This is a genomic window from Ponticaulis profundi, from assembly GCF_042659465.1.
GTDB classification, from domain to species: domain Bacteria; phylum Pseudomonadota; class Alphaproteobacteria; order Caulobacterales; family Hyphomonadaceae; genus Ponticaulis; species Ponticaulis profundi.
The window spans coordinates 51,406-71,539 of sequence record NZ_JBHSSW010000002.1; the positions used below are offsets into that span (position 1 = coordinate 51,406).

A 20,134-nucleotide genomic window follows, 5' to 3' on the forward strand; every position below is an offset into this window, starting at 1 on the left:
AACAGTTGTTACTTTGTCAGAGAGATGTCGGCCTTGGCGAGTTCGATCTCTGAGTCGAGAGAAACGTAAGAAGCATATGGCGCAGTTTCTTGCTCTTCTTTCACGGCGTCGATCTCTGCACGCACACGGTTGAAGTCTTCCAGGGCTTTACCTTCAAGCGTACGGCCTGTTGGCAGCTTCAGGCCCATCGGATTGACGCGTTTGCCGTCTTTCGCGACTTCGTAATGAAGGTGAGGGCCGGTGGAGCGACCAGTGGTGCCGACATAACCAATAACCTGGCCCTGCTTGACGCGGACGCCAGATTTGATGCCCGGTCCATAGCGAAGCATGTGGGCGTAAGCGGTCTCATACCCATTCGGGTGCTGAATTTTCACGTAATTGCCATAACCACCAAACCAGGACGCGCGTTCGATAACGCCGTTGCCTGCAGCATAAATCGGCGTGCCGGATGGCGCGGCGAAGTCTGTGCCGGTGTGGAGCTTGTTGTAACCCAGAATTGGGTGGCGGCGATAACCGAAGTTTGATGAAAGGCGCGCACCGTTAATCGGCGTTTTCATCAGAAACTTGCGAGCGCTTTTGCCGTCCTGGTCGAAATAATCCGTTACACCGTCATCTTCTGGTGTGAAGCGATAAAAGCGGCGGTCGGCTGCGTGGCCGTCCAGAGACGCGTAAAGCACATCACCTGTGCGGACATACTGGCCACGTTCGTCTGTATAGACTTCAAAGACCATTTCGAATTCATCGCCCTGGCGCATTTCACGCTGGAAGTCGACGTCATACGCGAAAATCTGAGCAAAATCATAGACGTGTGCGTCTTTTGCGCCAGCATCCAGAGCGGCTTGATAAAAGCTTGTGTCGACAGATCCGCTGACGCGGCGGAGCTGCGGTTCAAGGCGCGTGTGAAGTTCGCGTGCTGTAAAGCCACCTTCCATGGTGCGGGAAACGACGAGAGAAGATTCGGTGGCGTTCTTCAGCGACAGGCCGATCAGGCGCACAGCTTCAGCGTTGTCTGCACTCGGTGAAGGTTCGACATATGCAGCAAGTTCAAGACCCGGGCGAACTTTTCGCGGATCAATGAGTTCCTGATCATACAGCGCATACAAAGCGGCGTTTGCTTCACTGCGCTCAATACCCAGTCGGTCGAGGAGGGCTGTCAGCGTATCCTTGGACTGAAGGGTCTCGCGGCGAACACTCGGTTCGGCGATCGGCTGCAGGTCCTGGAAGGATGTTAAAATGATGGGAGCTTCTGTTGAGATTTGTTCGTCAACCATGCTTGCCAACGGTGCAGACGTTAATTCTGCGGTATCTGTGGCTGCGGGACGAACGAGAAAATTTGCACTGACTAAACCGATGCATCCAACGAGTGCGGCGACTGCTCCAATGGAAACGGGATGTTTCAGATTGATGCCGCCACGGCTGGATTGTGTCTTCGGATCAAATACGCCGACCACTGAGGACCTCCATGTTCTGTGCTTTTCCAACACACCTTCACAAGAAAATTAACTTAAATCGTTAACAAGCACACAACAAATTCACGATCTATGCCAATATCTATAGTGACAATTTTTTTAGATTATTACGTTCTCCAGCATGACATCGCAAAATTCCAACCAGATGAAGTCAAAAAAGCAGCGATTCTGGCTAATTGCTGGAATAATTGCCGTTTTTCTGATTTTGCCGACCGGAATTTGGCTGGGGCGTCTGGAGGTCGGAGAATTTGTCGCACGGCAGTACTGCCGGTCTCATGATGTGCGGTGCGATCTCGAGTTGAAAGCGCTCGATTTTGATCGCCTTGAGGCGGGCGGGATCAATATTCAAAACGCCAGTGAAACCCCGCTCTCCATCGATTCGATCGACATTTCTCTTCGCTGGCCGCAGCTGTTTTCACCTGTTGTCACATCCGTGGAAGCAAACGCGCCATCGGTCGAGATTGATGCACGCGATGGCAAGGTCACGATTGGCGCGCTGAAGCCGTTTCTTTCTGAAGGCGGCAATGGGTCGTCTGGCATGCCGGATGTTCCACCTTTTCTGATCCGCGACGGTAAGGTCTCGATCCTGACGGATGCTGGACGCGTTAAGGGAGTCGTCAACAGCTCCGGTTCGCTACAGAGAGAATTGCAGACGCAATTCCGCCTGCAACCCGCCAACCTGAAACTGGGTGAGCAGATACTGCAGCTGAGGTCTGCGGAGGCAGATCTCGTCATTGCGCAGGACCGCGTGCACGGTAGCTGGAATGTCTCGCTCGGCGAGGTGAGGCTCAAGCGTGTCTCTGGTCAGGAGCTGGTACTGTCCGGCACCATTGAGACGCCTGCAGATCATACCTATCGCGCGGAATGGACAGCTGCTGCAGGCCATATCTCTCTGGACGAGGGTGATGTCTCGGATCTGCAGTGGAACGGCATTGCCGAGATCCTGCTGGAAGACTTGTCTGCGCCGGAAACGGCACTCATTCGTTCCGTGCTTTCGGACATCACGGTCGCAGCGGGACGGTATCTCGAGCATTCAGCGGGCACGAGCAAGGCAACGCTCGATCTTAGCGCGCTTGAGGCAGAGGGCGTTCAGGGAAATTTTTCCATTGAAGCAGAAGATGCCAGTATTGATCGCTTACTATTTGCGGAAAGCTTCGTGCTGACGGGTGATCTTGCTCTTGCGTCAGACCGCCTCGAGCTGCCTGCTGGTCGCCTCGATGCGACAGCGTCCGTGCGAGGGGCGACACTTGCGACGGAATTGGCACAAACCGCGACCGGAAGTCTGTCCCTGCCAGAACCAGTTGATGCGCATTCAGATGCCTTCGCAGGAAGCCTTTCAGAGCTTTTGTCGGCATTTAATGCTGGCGTGGAGGCGGCAGGGCGCTTTGATCTGGCGGAAATGCGCTTTGATGCAACCGTTTCGAGACCAGCTGTTGTCCGTAGTCCCTCGGGGCAGCTTGCGCTTTCCGTGCAGCCAGTCAGCGAGCATTGGCTGGAGATTGATCGCGACAATTTCCTGTTGGCAGGGCGAATGCGCTATTCGGATGGTGCGCGCGGCCTTGAGGCGAAAGCCTCAGAACTCAACGTCCAGCAAAACTTCAAAACGGGTCAGCTTCAGGTCTCAGGCGCAGGCGTGGTGATCGATCCGTGGCAAGTGGAAGGCCGTACACTGAGCCTTGCCTTATCGGAGCTTGCCTATCGACAGACGAATGCAGACTCTAGCGTCATGGCCGTCGGGAAGATCGGTTATTCCGGTCCTGCATTCGGTCTCGAACTGGATGATGTGACAATCGATGCGGCGCTTCAGGGACTGGCGACAGACAATGTCTGGAATATCCGGTTTGCCGGTAAGGATTGCTTTGACCTTGCTTTTTCAGATGTCCAGATCGCGGACACGGAGATCGGTCCTAGTGCCGGTGAATTCTGTGCGCCAGGTGGTCGCCTGTATTCGCGCGAGCAGGTTGATGGGCGCGATGTCCTCAAAGGTAGCCTCTCGACTCCAAAGCTCCGCCTGCCGGTAACGCTCGCTGGAACAGATGCACCGGTGATCCTGTCATCGACTGTCATTGACTGGACGTTGGCGGATGCCTTCAAGCTGGCGCTTTCCGCTTCGGAGGTTCAGGCACCATTTGAGATGGCTCCGGATGAGAAGGGCAATCAGCTGTCCGGCAGATTTTCCTCCCAGAGCCTGAAAGCGGGACTCGTCACGACGGATCAGGGGATTCGCGTCACGGCAAATCTCTCCAAGAACCAGTTCGAGATGAAGGATGCTCCGGTCAAAGCGGGTATTGATGCGCTATCCTTGAGCGGGCCGATCACCGATGCGGGTGCTAATCTGAGCTGGCGGGCAGATCGAATCCGGATCGAAGATGCGATTAATCCGCCTGAGAACGCGCTGTTCGCCCCGCTCCTCACCAGCGGTCAGGGACGAATGACGGCCGAGGAAATTACATATTCTGGAGGTCTGCTTGCCGCACGCTCCACAGTGGAAATCGGTCAGATTGACGTTACACATCGCTTCGATACGGCGAGCGGTGAAGCGAGCCTTCGCGGCGATGGGCTTCGTTTTGAGCCGGATGGTCTGCAGTTTGAGGATTTGTCAGAGCGTTTGCGTGGTCTGGCTGTCAATGCGACGGGGCAGGTCATTCCAACGGTTTCGGCGAGTTGGACGTCATCTGACGTTAAAGCTGCTGGTCAGATTGAACTTCAGTCTGTTTCCTTTTCCACCTTCCGTCTTGGTCAGGTTATCAATTTGAGTGGTGCCCTCAACTTCAATGACTTCATTAATTTCAAGACGCCGCCGGGACAGGTGTTCACGGTGGAACGATTGCAGATAACGCCTGCCTTCGGGCTGGAGAACGGACGAATTTCTCTGGAGCTTCTGGGAACGCAGGGCTTTCAGCTTGAATCGGCTCGCTGGCCATTCGTCGGCGGCGAACTGCGTATTGAGCCAACGCGCTGGATTTTTGATGAGCCTGTCCAGAACCTGTCTGTCAGTGCCGAAGAGTGGGAACTCAGCCGGTTGATCAATCTGTTCGATATCAAGGATCTCGATGTGCAGGGGCGGGTGTCTGGCGAGTTTCCAATAGAGATTTCCGGTGCGAATGTCTTTCTCAGAAACGCTCAGCTAAGCTCGGTTGAAGATGGATTGATCCGTTATCAGGGCGCCCTTGGGGAGCAGGCTTCAACCGCGGATCAGTACGCAAAGATGGCTTTCGATGCTTTGCGGAACTTTGAATATGAAGTTCTGGCTGTAGGTGCGGATGGCAATCTGACAGATGAGATTGTCGTGGATTTGGCACTCTCTGGCCACAATCCAAATCTATTGGAAGGTCAGGTCTTCAATTTGAATATCTCTCTGCAGTCAAAACTCGCAGAGTTGATCCAGTCCGCCGTGATGTCCGCCTCAGGGCAGGCAACAAGCGACGCGCTGGTTGAACTCGTTAAACAAAAACAAGCTGCTGAGAAGAATTGACCGAGGTTAAAACTGGGCACAAAGTCACTTCAATATGAGGAGAGACCCTTGCGACTGCTTTTTTTGATATGCCCGGTGCTGTTCGCTGCGGCATGCACACCGACGGTGCGTGTTGCGACACCGACAGAACCGATTACCATCAATCTGAACGTAAAGATTGATCAGGAAGTCCGAGTGAAACTCGACAAGGAAGTCGAGGATCTGATTACAAACAACCCGGATCTGTTCTGATAGGAGTATTATGATGATCGCGATCAGAAACCTGATGCTTGCCGGTTTTGCGGCGCTGATGCTGGCTTTCTCTGCCAGCGTCATGGCGGCCCATGCTGGCGACCCGATGATTGATGCTGCCAAAGACCAGGGTCTTATAGGTGAGCAAGCCGATGGCTATCTCGGCGCTGTAACGTCTCTGGATGCTGCGCTGAAGCGGAAAATGGATGAGATCAACACGCGCCGTCGTGAACTCTATACGCAAGTTGCATCCGAGCAGGGTCAATCTCTCTCGACGATTGCTCAGATCTCGGGGAAGAAGCTCGTCGAGGGCGAATCTTCCGGGCGCTATGTCTATGATGACACTGGGAGCTGGGTGAAAATCCCATAATGCTTAAATACGGTATCATGGCGGGCGTCGGCATTCTGATCTTTTTTGCCGGCGTCCTTTTTATTGAATTTTCAGGCGTCTTTGAGCCGTCTCATATTTCCGGTCATGGATGGTTTGCATTTGGCCTTGCGGCATGCCTGTCCATTCTTGTTTCGGTCGGCCTGTTCGCATTGATTTTTTTCAGCGCCCGCTCAGGCCATGACGATATCAATGATCTGAACAAATGAATGCAGACGCGCGTATGCTCGCGTCTTGCGTTGGCGAACAGAGAAATCCGGCATTTCGGTCTCGAATCGGGTAGCTTGCAATCTGAGAAGCTTGATGGTGTCTGTCTGACAAGGACGGCTGTTTATCGGCTTTATGTAACGTAACCTGCAGCGTATGCGCTGTTTGCAAACTCAAAGGACGGAACGGGAAATGAAGCTCGAACCAAACCGATTGGCGGCCTATCTGGCTTCGAAAATTTGTCACGATCTCGTTTCGCCTGTGGGGGCTGCTGCGTCAGCGCTGGACTTTATGGCGGATGCATCTGCGGCAGATATGCGCGAACAGGCTGAGCAATTGCTGGTGTCGAGCACGAACCGGACACTCAATCGGCTTCAGTTCCTGCGTTATGCCTTTGGCTCAATGGGAATGTCGCATGGCGGGGCAGACCTGCACGAGGCCAAATCAATCGTCGAAGGTTATGTCGACACACACAAAGGTAATGTCATCTGGGATATCCGCACAACGGAAAGCCTCAGCTATTCGCAGCTGCGTGTGATGATGAACATTGTCATGCTGGGGCTGGCGTGTCTTTCACGCGACGGCGACCTCGAAATTTCCATATATAACGGCAATGGTGTCGAGATCGCTTTGAGAGCAAGCGGGCGTCGCGCCAAGATGGCACCGGATGTGCGTGCTGCTCTGACCGGCGCTGAACCGGAAGATGGCTGGGACCCTCGAACCATCCAGCCTTATTTTACCATCTCGATTATTGAAGAAGTTGGTGGTAAGTTCTCATTCGAAACAGGTGAAGAAGAAGTGAAGTTCTTGGTTACTGGATTGTAACTGCATTAAGTGAAATTTTTTGAATTCTAATGAATTCGGGAATTCATTGAATAATATCACCGCAAGAAAGCAATTTCTTAATATAGATGCGCCAGTGTGTGCCCACTAGTCGGAATATAACTATTCAGGTGGGCACATGGACGACCTACTAAGTGAATTTATCACTGAAACAGCAGAAGCTCTGGATGTGATTGATGCGGAGCTCGTGCGTTTCGAGGCAGAGCCGAACGATCAAGGCATTCTCAATAACATCTTTCGCCTTGTTCATACGATCAAAGGCACGTGCGGCTTTCTGGGCCTGCCACGGCTTGAGGCTGTAGCCCACGCATCAGAAACCCTTCTTGGCCGGTTCCGTGATGGAACAGTGCCAGTCACACCAGCCGCTGTGACATTGGTTCTGGAATCAATTGACCAGATTAAAGACTTAATGTCGCACCTTGAAGACGAGCAGGCAGAACCTGCCGGTGACGATGCCGAGTTGATTGGTCGCCTTGAGCATGCGTCGGAGGGTGGTCTCTCTGAAGATACGGCACCCGCCGCTGAAGCGCATGCGCCAGCTCCTGCACCGGTCGTTGAGGCCGTCGCGGAAGAAGAGAAGAAGCCTGCGCCGGACAACCTGCCGGAAGGCGCGCGTTGGGACCCGGATCTCGGCCGTGAACTTCGCCCTGGCGAAGTGTCTCTTGCAGAACTCGAAGCGGCTTTTGCTTCTGCTGATGTGGAAGACATCACCGCTGAAGAGCCTGTTGTGGACGTCGCTGAAGAAGCTGCTGCCCCAGACGTTCCGGAAGTCAAAACCGTCAAGGTTGAGACCGCTGCGGAAGCCGCTGCGGCGATCGATCTGATTTCCAAGCATGACGAAGACCATACCGGTCGTTCTGACTCCTCACCACGTGCCAATCAGAGCATCCGTGTAAACGTGGATGTACTTGAGCACTTGATGAACATGGTTTCCGAACTCGTTCTGACCCGTAACCAGCTGCTTCAGATGGTTCGCGCAATGGACGATTCCGAATTCAAAACACCGCTGCAGCGTCTGTCGAACGTCACTGGCGAGCTTCAGGATGCGGTCATGAAGACCCGCATGCAGCCAATCGGTAATGCCTGGAAGAAAATTCCGCGTATTGTCCGCGACGCCTCAAATGACCTTGGCAAGAAGATCAAGCTGGTCATGGAAGGTGATCAGACGGAACTCGACCGTCAGGTTCTTGAACTCATTCGCGATCCGCTGACTCACATGATCCGCAACTCTTGCGACCATGGTATCGAGCTGCCGTCGGATCGTATGGCTGTCGGAAAACCGGAATCCGGTACAATCACGCTGCGCGCGTATCATGAAGGTGGTCACATCCACATTGAACTGCGCGATGACGGTGCTGGTCTCAAGACAAGCCGTATCCGTCAGAAAGCCATCGAGAAAGGCGTGATCACGCCGGACGAAGCTGAGTCCATGAGCGACAAGCAGATCAACAATCTGATCTTTGCGCCTGGCTTCTCGACAGCAGAAAAAGTCACCAATCTTTCCGGTCGCGGTGTTGGTATGGACGTGGTCCGCACCAATATCGAACTCATCGGTGGCGCCGTCGATCTGACATCGATGGAAGGCGAGGGCACGGTCTTCGTGATCAAGATCCCGCTGACGCTGGCAATTGTGTCCGCTCTGATCGTGGGTGTTGAAGGACAGCGCTTTGCGGTTCCACAACTCTCTGTCGTCGAGCTGGTTCGCACCGGTTCACACAGCGATCACCAGATTGAGTCGATCAATGGTACGAAGGTTCTGCGTCTGCGCGATCGCCTTCTGCCGGTTCTGCCGCTTTCCGGTGCGCTCAATCTTGAGCAAAACTGGAACGAGAACGAAAATCACTTCGTCATCGTAATGCAGGTCGCCAATCAAACCTTTGGTCTGGTCGTCGACGAAGTCTTCGATACCGAAGAAATCGTTGTTAAGCCGCTTTCGACCGTTCTGCGCAGCGTATCGGAGTATTCTGGTTCCACCATCCTTGGCGATGGTTCGGTGATCATGATCCTCGACCCGATGGGTATTGCACGCCTCGCAGCTTTCGACACGACGAACGCGAAAAACCAGGCTCAGACAAAGGCTGCTGTGGCTGCGAAGAGTGCCGAGCAGGCGCTGGAACGCACGAGCCTCCTGGTCTTCTCTGCCGGTGGTTCCGAGCCAAAAGCTTGCCCATTGTCTCTCGTCACGCGTCTCGAAGAGATCGAAGTGTCGAAGTTCGAAATGACAAACCGTGGTCCGGTTGTTCAGTATCGTGGACAGCTCATGCCAGTGGTTCACCTGTCCGGACACATGTCCATTGCTTCAGAGGGACGCCAGCCTGTTCTGGTTATCTCTCAGGGCAAACAGGTTGTCGGTCTCGGCGTCGATCAGGTTCTCGACATCACCGAAGATGTTCTGGACTTCAAGATTGCCGACGAAGCACCAGGCATTCTGGGTACAGCAGTCATCGACGGCAAGGCGACGGAAGTTATCGACATTGGTCACTTCCTCTCCATGGCTGATCATGACTGGGCCGAAGCGCTCGAAGAGTCCAAGCAGGAGCCTCAATCGGTTCTGCTCTTCGAAAGCAACCCATTCTTCCGCAATATGCTGGCACCGCTCCTCAAAGCATCTGGCTATCGCGTAACAGCGGTCGGTTCGGCTGAAGAGGCCCTCAATCTGCGCCTGATGCCGGAGCAATTCGACATCGTTCTGGCGGATATTGATGAGAATGCGGAAGCGTCTCGCTTCTTCGAGCAACTCTCGACCGACTCTGAATGGACGGAAGTGCCGCGCATTGCACTGTCGAACCGCGACACCACGCCGGGAACAGACTTCACCGGTTGTGTTCGCAAATCTGATCGTCACGGTCTGCTGGCCATTCTTGACCAGGCAGCAAACCTGAAAGGTAAAGCAGCATGAGCTCGACTGAGTACATTACACTGAAGATCGGTGGCCAGCTTTTCGGTGCTGCCGTGTCTGATATCCATGATGTGTTCGCACCTACGTCGATCACACCGGTTCCTCTGGGGCCTCCGGAAGTTGCGGGCGTGCTCAATCTGCGTGGTCGTATCGTGACAGCGGTGGACAGCCGTGCGCGTCTCGGTCTGCCAGCGCGCGACCCGGAAGCTTCAGTTATGGCGATTGGCATTGAGCTCGGTAACGAATCTTTCGGCCTGCTCATTGATGAGGTCGGAGAAGTGATGCGTCTGAAGGATGACGAGCGCGAGGAAGTTCCCACAAATTTGGACCCTGTCTGGGCACAAATTGCATCCGGTGTTTACCGTTTGGAAAAGGAACTTCTGGTCATCTTGCAGATCGGAAAAATCCTGTCATTTGCGACAGATAATGAAGCTGATCGGGCTGCGGCCTAAGAAGCAAGGAGAGTGATATGAAGCGCTGCTTGATTGTTGATGACTCTCGCGTCGTTCGTAAGGTGGCGCGACGTATCGTCGAAGATCTGGACTTCACGACGGAAGAAGCTGCAGACGGCTCTGAGGCTCTGGAAGCTTGCCGCAATCACATGCCGGATGCCGTCCTGCTGGACTGGAACATGCCTGTGATGAACGGCATCGACTTCCTGCGAGCGCTTCGACGTGAGCCGGGCGGTGACGCACCGATTGTTGTTTTCTGCACGACAGAGAATGACATGAACCACATTGCGGAAGCCATTCGCTCTGGTGCGAATGAGTACATCATGAAGCCGTTCGACAGCGAGATCATTGAATCTAAATTCGCTGAAGTCGGCCTGGTCTAACAGGCGGAAAACACATGTTGAGTGGCGTTCAAACCAGACAGGCTCCTGGTCAGCGCATTCGGGTTCAGCTGGTCGACGACTCTGCCGTCGTTCGCGGGCTGACACGTCGCTGGCTGACTGGACTGGATGACATTGAAATTGTCGCCGTCAGTGTTGACGGTGCACAGGGGGTCGCAGATGCCGCGACCCATCGTCCGGATGTGATCATCCTGGACGTGGAAATGCCGCGCATGGACGGGCTGGAAGCGCTGCCGCACCTGCGCCGTGCTGCGCCTAAGGCGAAAATTCTGATGGCGTCGACGCTGACGCACAAAGGCGCCAGAACCACAATTCAGGCTCTGTCACTTGGTGCTTCGGATTATCTGCCGAAGCCTGAGGCGAACCAGATTGGCGGCGCTGAGGCGTATCGCGATAGTCTGATCGACAAGATCCGTATTATCGGCTCGCCCGATCTGGCCCGTGCGCCAGCTCTGCCGGCCAAACCATTGCAGCCATTAGCACCGCGCCCGGTCGCTGGCAAAGCGCCGATCACGGCTCAGCCAACCAATCATGCACCAGGCCAGCCTGGCCTGCGTCCATTGCCGCTGACACGCATGCAGCCTGAAGCGATTGTGGTTGCGAGCTCGACAGGCGGTCCACAGGCTCTGCAGGCGGTTCTGCCGGCGCTGTGCAAATCCACGCAATTACCGATCCTGGTCGTTCAGCATATGCCACCGACCTTTACGGAGATTCTGGCGGACCATCTGAACGATGTCTGTGCGCACACAGTGTGTGAAGCCAAGCATGGACAACCGGTTCTGGCTGGGCATACTTATATTGCACCGGGTGGCTATCACATGACGGTCAAACGTCAGGCGGGTCGCCCGATCATTGAACTCAATCAGGACCCACAGGTGAATTTCTGTCGTCCTGCTGCAGACGTCCTGTTCAAGGGCGCTGCGGATGTCTGGGGTGGATCGCTCGCTGCGGTCGTGCTGACAGGTATGGGATCTGACGGATGTAAAGGCGTTGGCGCTATCCTCGAAAAGGGTGGGCGGTCTTTCATTCAGGATCAGGAATCAAGTGTCGTCTGGGGAATGCCGGGCTCTGTGTTTAACGCAGGTTTTGCTCATTCCGTTCACCCACTCGGTGAGGTCGCTCCGGCGGTCGAAAAATTCTTGCGAGGAGGCAGGTAATGAACCCGGCAGATTTCGATTTTGTGACGTCTGAGTTGAAACGACGCTCGGGTATCGTCATCGGGAAAGACAAGCTCTACCTGCTCGACAGCCGGCTGTCTCCGCTGGCCCGCAAAGAGGGGCTCGCATCGATTGAAGAACTGATCAGCGTTGTACGTACTCGTCGGGACGAGCGTCTGATGGCGCAGATCGTTGATGCGATGACTACGAACGAGACATTTTTCTTTCGTGACAAGACGCCGTTTGATCACCTCGAAAAGGTTGTCTTTCCGGAGCTGTCAAAAGCGCGTCCGGGACAGCGTATCCGCATTCTTTGCGCTGCGTGTTCAACCGGGCAGGAGCCTTACTCGATTGCGATGATGCTGGACCAGAACCCGAAGCTGGTTGGTGGCGCTCAGGTTGAGATTGTTGCGGCGGACATTTCTGATCGCGTGCTCGAGAAAGCGAAAGCCGGCCTCTACAGCCAGTTCGAGGTTCAGCGTGGTTTGCCGATCCGCTATCTGATGAGCTATTTCACCCAGCAGGGTGATCTCTGGAAGCTTTCTGACTCGATCAAGTCAAAGGTCAGTTTCCGCAAGATGAACCTTCTGGAGCCGATGAATGCTCTCGGCAGCTTCGATGTTGTGCTTTGCCGTAATGTGCTGATCTACTTCGATCTGCAGACCAAGCGCGACATTCTCAATCGCCTGTCGAAGCAGATGAATGACAAGAGCTATCTCTTGCTCGGTGCAGCAGAAACGGTTGTCGGTGTTTGCGATGCGTTCGCTGCGAGCAAGGATAATCGCGGTCTCTACGAAAAAGGTGGCGACGGACGCCGGTCCGGTATCCGCGCAGCCTGATTGGCTGGACTTGCCAGAAATCAGGACCCGCCTCAGCTATGCTGGAGGCGGGTTTTTTCTTTTTGTCCGAACAAGCGGGCACCGGGCTCTACGAGAAAGCCGAGCCCGCCCAGAAGAAGCGCAAGACTCGTCAGGGCGATATAGACATTGGCGTAGGTATCTGCGTGAAGGGCCGCGTGCAGAATAGCTGAAACAACCATGCTGAGACCCAGAACGGCCCGAAGTATCCGGCCAGCCGTTCCGTTCTGGCCTTTCCAGGCCGAAAGTGCGCTCAGAACAATTGCACCAACCCAGAAGACATATGTCAGAGCAATGCTTGGTGCGCCCAGCAGTGCTGCGATTAATGTGAAGGCAAACAGAGCAGAACTGCCCCAGACAAAGCCCGCCCATGCCGCTTCAAGACGTGGTTTCGCGCGACCTTTTTCTTTCGCTTTGAGGAAGTAGATGTTCATGCCGGACGCGACGATGATGCAAAGCAGCGCGCCCAGAATGAAATAAGCGACCTTCATGATCAGACCGCCAAAGTCACCGAAGTGCAGGCGGTAGACAGACGAGGCGATTTGTTGTCCCAGCGCGCCATTGGATGAGCCTTCCACACCTAGGAAGGTCCCAGATGCGTCGAACTCATAGGTTTCGCCATAGATCAGGCGATCTGTGTGCTCACCATAAATGCCGATATGCTGCCCAACTGTGCCGGGGTCGTGAACCACAACGAGGAAGGGCGGCGTATCTGGTGTCTCGATGGCCATGTTCTGCATGGCCATGGCCAGATCAGGCATATCCGATGGCGTTTCGTCGGGCGCTGCCTCTGCTCCGAAAATTGCATTGCTCAGCGCCTGTGTATCGCCGTTATAGCTCGTCACAGCGAGCAGATAGGCCACAACAACAAACAGGCCGATCACGGCGCCGGTGGCAGCAACAAGAATATGAAATGGCGCCGTCCAGACACTCAGCCTGTTATGCAAATCGGCCTGGATCAATCTTGGCTGGCCCGAACGTTTCAGTCTGAAGGCGTCGCGGAAGATTCGCGGGTGCGCCAGGAAACCGGAAATCGACATAGCCACCAGCATAACCCCGAGAATAGCTACGAAGATCATGCCGAAGGATTCTGGCAAATGCAGATAGTAATGCATGTGAATGAGAAAATCATTCCAGGCGGATTCGTACGGACCAACGAGTTCGCCATCCGCATTTGCGGTCTGTACTGAATTGTCGGTCGCCACGACAAAACGTGGCCAGTTATCTCGCGGCAGATAGAGATAAAGGTGTGAGGAATCCGGCTCTATCGCTAGGCCCGCTTCCATCGCAGACTGTGCCGCTTCAGGCGTTACGCTGCTGACAGAGGGTGTTGCCGGGTATTCCCACCAACCGAGTTCATCTTCAAAAACGGCGAGTGTGCCGCTCAGGCAGACAATAAAGAGCAATGCACTGATCGCGAGTGCCATAACGGAGTGCGCTGCCAGTGATCTGTCGACGCGCGTGTTGGAGGACTTAGGCCAGATGCTGCTTTTCATTGGTCTTGCTCCGGGAGTTTAGAGGAAAGCGCCGAGCGCGGACACGGTGCAGAGCCCTGCTGCGTAGATTGTTCGACGGATCGGGCGTGCTTCCATCAGCATCAGGACACTGAACAGCGCCCACAGCAGGATGGCCAGAATGATAGCACTGACGCCAACGGTTGCCGGATTGCCTGTTTCCGGTTTGAGCAATCGAAACATGGCGGCGGAGGCAAGCAAAGCCGCAATGCCTGCGATCGGGCCGGACACAAGAAAGGTCCAGATATTCTGAAGCACCCGCATGGCCGTCAGGGGCGCCTCTTCGGAGGTCTCACTACGCGCCTTGCGAACATAGGCGTGCATGCCGTCTACACCCTTCAGCAGGGGCGCCAGGATCAGCAGGCAGGCAAGGCTCATCAGGATGACGCCGCCCTGAGCAAGCCCCCGGTCCCCGTTTGCGAAGGTAAAGAGGATGGCAGATGCCGTTAGGCATGCCCATCCTATCAGGATCAGCGCGGGACGCTGACGCGTCTTCCAGGCAAGGTACAGCGAAGCCAGCCCCACAAGGGAGCTGGCTGTTGCAATCAGGAATAAAGTGAAAGCGATTCCTGTCATGGGATGATCCTAGAAGTTATATCCAAGCCGTGCGACGACGGTCCGGCGTACACCCGGGAAGCAATCGCCGCGGGTCAGGCAGGAAGTGAGATATTCTTCATCAGTAATGTTACGGGCGTTGATCTGGAAATCCCAGCGATCCCATTCATAACCGATCATCAGGTCACCCAGCGTGTAGCTTGGTGTGTCGTAGCGAATGGTCTCAGTCTCTGAGACGCTTGCACCGACATAGCGAATACCTGCACCTGCCTTGAAGCCGGAAAGTCGGCCTTCAGGTTCCCAGGTCGTCCACAGTGAGGCTGCACTGTCTGGCTGTGCTGACAGTTCAAAGCCATTCGGGTCTTCTGCGTCTATCGTGGACGCAGCGGCCTGAATGTAAAACTCGTCGAGCTGGAGGTGCGCTTCGAATTCGAAGCCTTTCAGGTTGGAGACACCTTGCTGTTGGGCGGCATCTCCCGGAAGGCTGTTCGGATTCGGCAGATTGGAAATCTCGATGTCGTAATAGGAGAGGGTAACGAGCCCCGGCACGAAGTCTGGCTCATATTTGACGCCGACTTCATACTGACGGGCCTCTTGTGGTTCCAGCTGATTACCCTGCAGGTCTGTTCCGAGCACTGGTTCAAAGCTTTCCGCATAGCTCGCATAAGGTGAAATGCCGTTGTCGAAGCGGTAGAGTACACCAACGCTTGTTGAGACGGCGTCGTCATCCTGCTGGGCTGTTCCGGTGTCATTTTCGACTTGGTCTGCGCGCACGCCGAGTGTGAAGCGCCATTTATCGTATGAAATCTGATCAGACAGATAGAAACCAAGGTCCTCGACGGTCTGCGTCGGACTGTCGACATACATCGCATCCAGCACGGCTTGATCTGGCACATTGCCATAAACAGGATTTGCGAGATCCAGAACATATCGGAAGTCACCCTGCAGGGCACCGCCGCCAGCAAAGTAAGCGCTGTTACTGTCGGTTTCTACATCCTGATATTGCACGCCCATGAGCAGGCTGTGATCAAGTACGCCGGTCGTGAAGTCTGCTTTCGCACGAACATCCAGCGCGTATTGCTCTGAAGTGTTGTCACCTTGATAAAAGGTGCGTGCAACGGTCGTGTCGGTGAGGCCTGTGATAGAAGACGGCAGGCCCAGATAAGCGTTGATATAGCGACTTTGACCTGCGCCAGTGAAGGCTGGCCACGCCTGATGATAGTCTGCCTCGCCGGAGCGCCAGAGCGCTGTGCCTTCGAGTTTCCAGATGTCATTGATCTGATGCTCTGCGAGCAATGTGACCTGGGTAGATTCTGTATCGAACCGGTTGAAATCAGGCTCACCTGCGTAGACATCCGGGTCGATATACTCACCTGTTGCTTCGACCGGATAAAGCGTGCCTTCGATTGGAATGAATTGCGCGCCGGTGTCACTGTCGGTTTCCTGATGCAGGCCAATCAGCGTGAAGCGTGTGTCCGGTGACGCAAGCCAGGTCAGGGAGGGCATTAACATGGCGGTCTGGTCGTCAACATAATCGACCTGCGTGCCGGTATCCCGATAAAGGCCAACTAGGCGATAAAGCAGTTTCCCATCTGTGCCGGACACCGGGCCGGTCACGTCGCCGGCAATCTGGTAGCGATCGAAATTGCCGACTTCGCCAACAATCTCACCACGAAAGTCTTCTTTCGGCGTCTTGGAGACAATGTTCATCAGCCCGCCGGGAGAGCCCTGACCATAAAGCACAGATGCTGGTCCCTTGAGGACTTCGACCTGTTCCATGGAATAGGTTTCTGCGCGTGTGGTGTTGTAGCTGCCAAAGAGTTCCTGAATGGAATCCCGGTAACGTGGAATGGACAGACCACGCGACGAGACAGAGTCCACACGCGTTGCAAAGCCATATGTCTCGCCCGTCACGCCAGATGCGTAGGTGAGAGTCTGCGACAGGTTCAATGCGCCCTTGTCGATAAACATCTCGGCCGTTTCGACGGTGACCGAGCGCGCTGTTTCGGTAATTGGTGTGTCAGACTTTGTGGCGCTGAAGGATCCGATCTGTCCGGTTACAATAACCATCTCCTGACGGCTCTCGGACTCATCGTCAGCGGTGTTCTGAGCAAAAGAGGCGGGCGCGAACGCAAGTACACCCGCGAATGCAAGCAAGCTCACGCCGTAGTTTAGGCGAGGTGACATCTGAAATTTCCCCAAATTCTAGATTATAATGAAAATCATTATCAAAAGGGGACTATGAAGTTAGATCTTGCGAGTCAATCTCATTATCATGTTCAGCGATGGATTGTTTTGCTCTGTGTCATGAATGCTTGAATTGCGGACACAAAAAAACCGGCGCCTGAACGCCGGTTTCGATGTTTCCATTTGAAGACGGCTTACGCTGCTTCTTCGCCACGCATGCCTGCTGCGTTCGGAGAAGGGTCACGCAGGACATAGCCACGTCCCCAGACTGTCTCAATGTAGTGTTGCCCCTTGGTCGCCTGAGCGAGCTTCTTGCGAAGCTTACAGATGAAGACGTCAATAATCTTCAGTTCTGGCTCGTCCATGCCGCCATAAAGGTGGTTGAGGAACATTTCCTTGGTGAGCGTCGTGCCCTTGCGCAGGGAGAGCAGCTCGAACATCTGGTATTCTTTGCCCGTGAGGTGAACGCGGTTGCCGCCAACTTCGACTGTTTTTGCGTCGAGGTTCACAATGATGTCACCGGTGCGGATCACGCTCTCAGCATGACCTTTCGAGCGGCGAACGATGGCTGTGATACGGGCAATCAGTTCGTCTTTGTTGAAAGGCTTTGTGAGGTAGTCATCAGCGCCATAACCAAGCGTTTTAACCTTCGCCTCAATGTCCGGGTTCCCGGAGAGGATGAGGACCGGTGTGTTCACACGGCTCATGCGAAGTTGCTTCAGAACGTCAAAACCTGAAATATCCGGCAAGGAAAGATCGAGAATGATGATGTCATACTCATAAACTTTGCCGAGGTCGACGCCTTCTTCACCAAGATCAGTTTGGTAAATGTTGAAACCTGCGGCCTTGAGCATCAACTCGATGCTTCGAGCGACTGCGTTGTCGTCTTCAATCAATAGTACGCGCATCAAGTCGTCTCCCGAATCACTTACAGTTTAACGCGTTGGCGGTCTTCATGTATAGGTAAACGCGCGAAGGGAAACAAAAGGTTAACGCAATATCATTTTTGCGTCGGCTATTTTAACGAAGATTGCACCACGTTTCGGGAGACGTGATCACAAGCCGTTAGTCATTCGCGTACGCTATTTTCAGAAATCGATTCGTCAGACGAGTCAAAGCCTGGTGCGCCGTCATTGCGAAGGCCCGTAAACTTACTTTATAAACAAGTTTGTAGCGGTTAAGCGCTCGGTTGGCTTGCGATGTGCGGTGATGGGATGAGCCGTGATAGCCGACGGATCATATCGTGTGATTGCAGTGGCTTCTGGCAAAAATCCACCCGACCGCAGGCCCGCGCTTCGTCCGTTAACGAATGCGCTCGAAGTTCGGAAACAAATAAAACCGGTGTATCGATCCGCATGGCGCGGATTTGTTTCACAACATCAAGGCCGGAAATATCGGGCAGCTCATCATCAACCAGAATGGCATCGAAGCTTCGGAACTTGAGCAGTTGAATGCCGCTCTCGCCGTGTTCGGTACATTCGGCCGAGTGACCGTGAGAGAGAAGCGTCTCCTGAAGCGTGCGCGTCACATCTCTTGATTGTGCGATCAATATTACGTGCATCTCGTCCCTCTTAGCACGGTTTCTGTCGCCGGACTTTGCAGTCCTGGTGAAAACTTGCGTGATTCATTGTAAACATAAAGAAAACGAACCCGAACTGTTCCGAAGAAAAGCAGAAAATTTCGAAATGCACGATTTGTGTTCGTTAACGACTGATTAGTCGGCGCACGGCAATCTGATGGAAAACACAACTTCAGTCAGGCCAGATAGTTCAATGCTTCAGGAAATGATCCGGCAGATCAAACGCGCGCCAACGGTCACCGCCGAAGGCGAAATCGTGGCGCTTGAAGGACTACGGCTGGAAGCCACGGGGCCAAGGTCCTCACTCCGCATTGGTGCGATTGCCCGCATTGGCACGATTGATGGCGCGCGCGCAGAAATCGTCGGGTTCAAGGGCGAGCGGGCCATTCTGCTTCTGTGTGAGACAAGTCAGGAAATCTATCCCGGCATTGCGGTCTTCTATGAGGCCGGTGTCAGCTATCTATATCCAAGCTCAGCCTGGCTCGGCCGCATTGTTGATCCGTTCGGCAATCCAATGGACGGCCGCGAAATTCTGCCGAAGGGGCCTTACGCCAAACCGATCGAAGTCCCGCCGCCGCCTGCGCATGGTCGCACACGAGTCGATGAGCGGCTTCATCTGGGTGTGCGCGTGATGGATCTTTTCACGCCATGCGGGCGCGGCCAGCGTCTGGGTCTGTTCGCGGGTTCCGGCGTCGGTAAGTCCACCCTGATGGGCATGCTCGCCCAGGGCGCGGATGCAGATGTGATTGTCATCGGTCTGATCGGTGAGCGGGGACGTGAGGTGCGTGAGTTTGTCGAGGACGCGCTGGGCGCATCAGGGCTGGCGCGCTCCGTCATCGTGACAGCGACGTCTGATGCACCAGCGCCGGCGCGTCGACGCGCAGCCTATGCGGCGATGACCGTGGCTGAATATTTCCGTGACCAGGGAAAGCAGGTCCTGTGTCTGCTCGACAGTGTCACGCGCTTTGCCATGGCGCAGCGTGAAATCGGGCTTGCGGCAGGTGAGCCGCCAACAACGCGCGGTTACACGCCATCCGTATTTGCTGAATTGCCAAAACTGCTGGAACGCGCCGGGCCGGGTGTGCATGGCACGGGTGCCATCACCGGGCTGTTCACAGTCCTTGTCGACGGGGATGATCATAACGAGCCGGTCGCTGATGCCGTGCGCGGTATTCTGGATGGTCACATTGTCATGTCGCGCCATATCGCAGAGCGTGGCCGCTATCCAGCTGTTGATTTGCTGAAATCCCTTTCGCGCTTGTCGAGCGCCTTGCAGGGACCAGAAGAGGCGGAACTGATCCGAAATGTACGCCGACTGGTATCGACTTACACCGATATGGAAGAGCTCATTCGGATTGGCGCTTATGCACCGGGTTCAGATCCGGATGTTGATCGCGCTGTGCGGCTGAATGAAAAACTCAATACCTTCCTGACTCAGAATGTGGGCGACCCGACGCCGCCTGAGGCTGTCCTGCAGGCGTTGAAAGAACTCTATGCTGAGGCGGCCTGATGCGAACGCTGGAAATCCTGCTCAAGCGCGCCAACCGGCAAATGGAAGAGCTGGCCATCAAGGCCAATCAGGTGGTTGCGCATCGGAATGATCTGATCACGCGGCGCGCCACATGCGAGGCAGCAACAACCGCGGAAGCTGCCATGATAGATGGCTCGCCGCTCGCCAGCATGGGCTTTGCAGCTTATCTCGATCTTCAGAAGCAGCGTCTTCGCCAGTTCGACGAAGAGCTTCAGGATGTTGAAGCCCAGCATGAAGCGGCGCAGCGCGAATTAAGTCGTGCTTTTGCTGAAGTCAAAAAGCTGGAAATGTTGATTGCCCGGCAGAAAGAAGCCAAACGTCTGGAAGATTTGCAAACAGAGCAATCCGCTTTCGATGAGCGCAGCTCACAGATGTTTGGTCGGAACTAA

Annotated in this window: 18 protein-coding genes; 12 read left to right on the forward strand and 6 right to left on the reverse strand. The window is 54.7% G+C overall.

All coding sequences use genetic code 11. The features are described 5' to 3' along the window. Positions 1–8: 8 nt before the first annotated feature. Complete coding sequence (locus ACFQDM_RS01130; protein WP_377374358.1) at positions 9–1,271, reverse strand: M23 family metallopeptidase; 1,263 nt, start codon at positions 1,269–1,271, stop codon at positions 9–11. A gap of 403 nt (positions 1,272–1,674) precedes the next feature. Between ACFQDM_RS01130 and ACFQDM_RS01135 the strand changes: the two genes are divergently transcribed. From ACFQDM_RS01135 to ACFQDM_RS01180, 10 genes are all read left to right on the forward strand, one after another. Continuing rightward, on the forward strand, positions 1,675–4,944 hold the full coding sequence (locus ACFQDM_RS01135) for an intermembrane phospholipid transport protein YdbH family protein (RefSeq protein ID WP_377374361.1): 3,270 nt from the start codon (positions 1,675–1,677) through the stop codon (positions 4,942–4,944). Between the two features lie 48 nt (positions 4,945–4,992). Continuing rightward, positions 4,993–5,175 carry a YnbE family lipoprotein gene (locus ACFQDM_RS01140; RefSeq protein WP_377374364.1) on the forward strand — a complete coding sequence of 61 codons (183 nt, stop codon included), beginning with the start codon at positions 4,993–4,995 and terminating at the stop codon, positions 5,173–5,175. Between the two features lie 13 nt (positions 5,176–5,188). Then, positions 5,189–5,545, forward strand: a complete 357-nt coding sequence (locus tag ACFQDM_RS01145) for a YdbL family protein (protein WP_377374366.1) — start codon at positions 5,189–5,191, stop codon at positions 5,543–5,545. After that, positions 5,545–5,772 (forward strand): hypothetical protein, encoded by a 228-nt coding sequence (locus tag ACFQDM_RS01150; RefSeq protein WP_377374368.1) that lies wholly within the window; start codon positions 5,545–5,547, stop codon positions 5,770–5,772. Before ACFQDM_RS01145 ends, ACFQDM_RS01150 begins: the two co-directional genes overlap by 1 nt. 190 nt (positions 5,773–5,962) lie before the next feature. Then, positions 5,963–6,595 carry a histidine phosphotransferase family protein gene (locus ACFQDM_RS01155; protein WP_377374370.1) on the forward strand — a complete coding sequence of 211 codons (633 nt, stop codon included), beginning with the start codon at positions 5,963–5,965 and terminating at the stop codon, positions 6,593–6,595. A gap of 136 nt (positions 6,596–6,731) precedes the next feature. After that, entirely contained in the window at positions 6,732–9,512 is a 2,781-nt protein-coding gene (locus ACFQDM_RS01160) for a chemotaxis protein CheW (RefSeq protein WP_377374371.1), read from the forward strand. After that, positions 9,509–9,964: a chemotaxis protein CheW gene (locus tag ACFQDM_RS01165; protein WP_377374372.1), complete on the forward strand. Its 456-nt coding sequence runs from the start codon at positions 9,509–9,511 to the stop codon at positions 9,962–9,964. The genes ACFQDM_RS01160 and ACFQDM_RS01165 overlap by 4 nt, the downstream gene beginning before the upstream one ends. Before the next feature lie 17 nt (positions 9,965–9,981). Continuing rightward, positions 9,982–10,347, forward strand: a complete 366-nt coding sequence (locus ACFQDM_RS01170) for a response regulator (protein WP_377374375.1) — start codon at positions 9,982–9,984, stop codon at positions 10,345–10,347. A gap of 14 nt (positions 10,348–10,361) precedes the next feature. Continuing rightward, on the forward strand, positions 10,362–11,522 hold the full coding sequence (locus tag ACFQDM_RS01175) for a protein-glutamate methylesterase/protein-glutamine glutaminase (RefSeq protein WP_377374378.1): 1,161 nt from the start codon (positions 10,362–10,364) through the stop codon (positions 11,520–11,522). After that, entirely contained in the window at positions 11,522–12,361 is an 840-nt protein-coding gene (locus ACFQDM_RS01180; RefSeq protein WP_377374381.1) for a CheR family methyltransferase, read from the forward strand. Before ACFQDM_RS01175 ends, ACFQDM_RS01180 begins: the two co-directional genes overlap by 1 nt. 32 nt (positions 12,362–12,393) lie before the next feature. On the opposite strand, the gene ACFQDM_RS01185 is transcribed toward ACFQDM_RS01180, so the two are convergent. The 5 genes from ACFQDM_RS01185 to ACFQDM_RS01205 form a co-directional block, all read right to left on the reverse strand. Then, positions 12,394–13,875: a PepSY-associated TM helix domain-containing protein gene (locus ACFQDM_RS01185; RefSeq protein ID WP_377374384.1), complete on the reverse strand. Its 1,482-nt coding sequence runs from the start codon at positions 13,873–13,875 to the stop codon at positions 12,394–12,396. Positions 13,876–13,893: 18 nt separating this feature from the next. Beyond that, positions 13,894–14,469, reverse strand: coding sequence for a hypothetical protein (locus ACFQDM_RS01190; RefSeq protein ID WP_377374387.1), 576 nt, complete (start codon positions 14,467–14,469; stop codon positions 13,894–13,896). Positions 14,470–14,478: 9 nt separating this feature from the next. Beyond that, entirely contained in the window at positions 14,479–16,635 is a 2,157-nt protein-coding gene (locus ACFQDM_RS01195) for a TonB-dependent siderophore receptor (RefSeq protein ID WP_377374389.1), read from the reverse strand. A 194-nt stretch (positions 16,636–16,829) separates the two neighbouring features. Continuing rightward, positions 16,830–17,543, reverse strand: coding sequence for a response regulator transcription factor CtrA (gene ctrA, locus ACFQDM_RS01200; protein ID WP_377374392.1), 714 nt, complete (start codon positions 17,541–17,543; stop codon positions 16,830–16,832). Between the two features lie 269 nt (positions 17,544–17,812). Then, entirely contained in the window at positions 17,813–18,196 is a 384-nt protein-coding gene (locus ACFQDM_RS01205) for a response regulator (protein WP_377374395.1), read from the reverse strand. Positions 18,197–18,407: 211 nt separating this feature from the next. Here ACFQDM_RS01205 and fliI point away from each other — a divergent pair, with 211 nt between their 5' ends. Together fliI and ACFQDM_RS01215 are read left to right on the forward strand one after the other, a co-directional pair. Continuing rightward, positions 18,408–19,724, forward strand: a complete 1,317-nt coding sequence (gene fliI / locus ACFQDM_RS01210) for a flagellar protein export ATPase FliI (protein ID WP_377374397.1) — start codon at positions 18,408–18,410, stop codon at positions 19,722–19,724. After that, positions 19,724–20,134, forward strand: a complete 411-nt coding sequence (locus tag ACFQDM_RS01215; protein ID WP_377374399.1) for a hypothetical protein — start codon at positions 19,724–19,726, stop codon at positions 20,132–20,134. Before fliI ends, ACFQDM_RS01215 begins: the two co-directional genes overlap by 1 nt.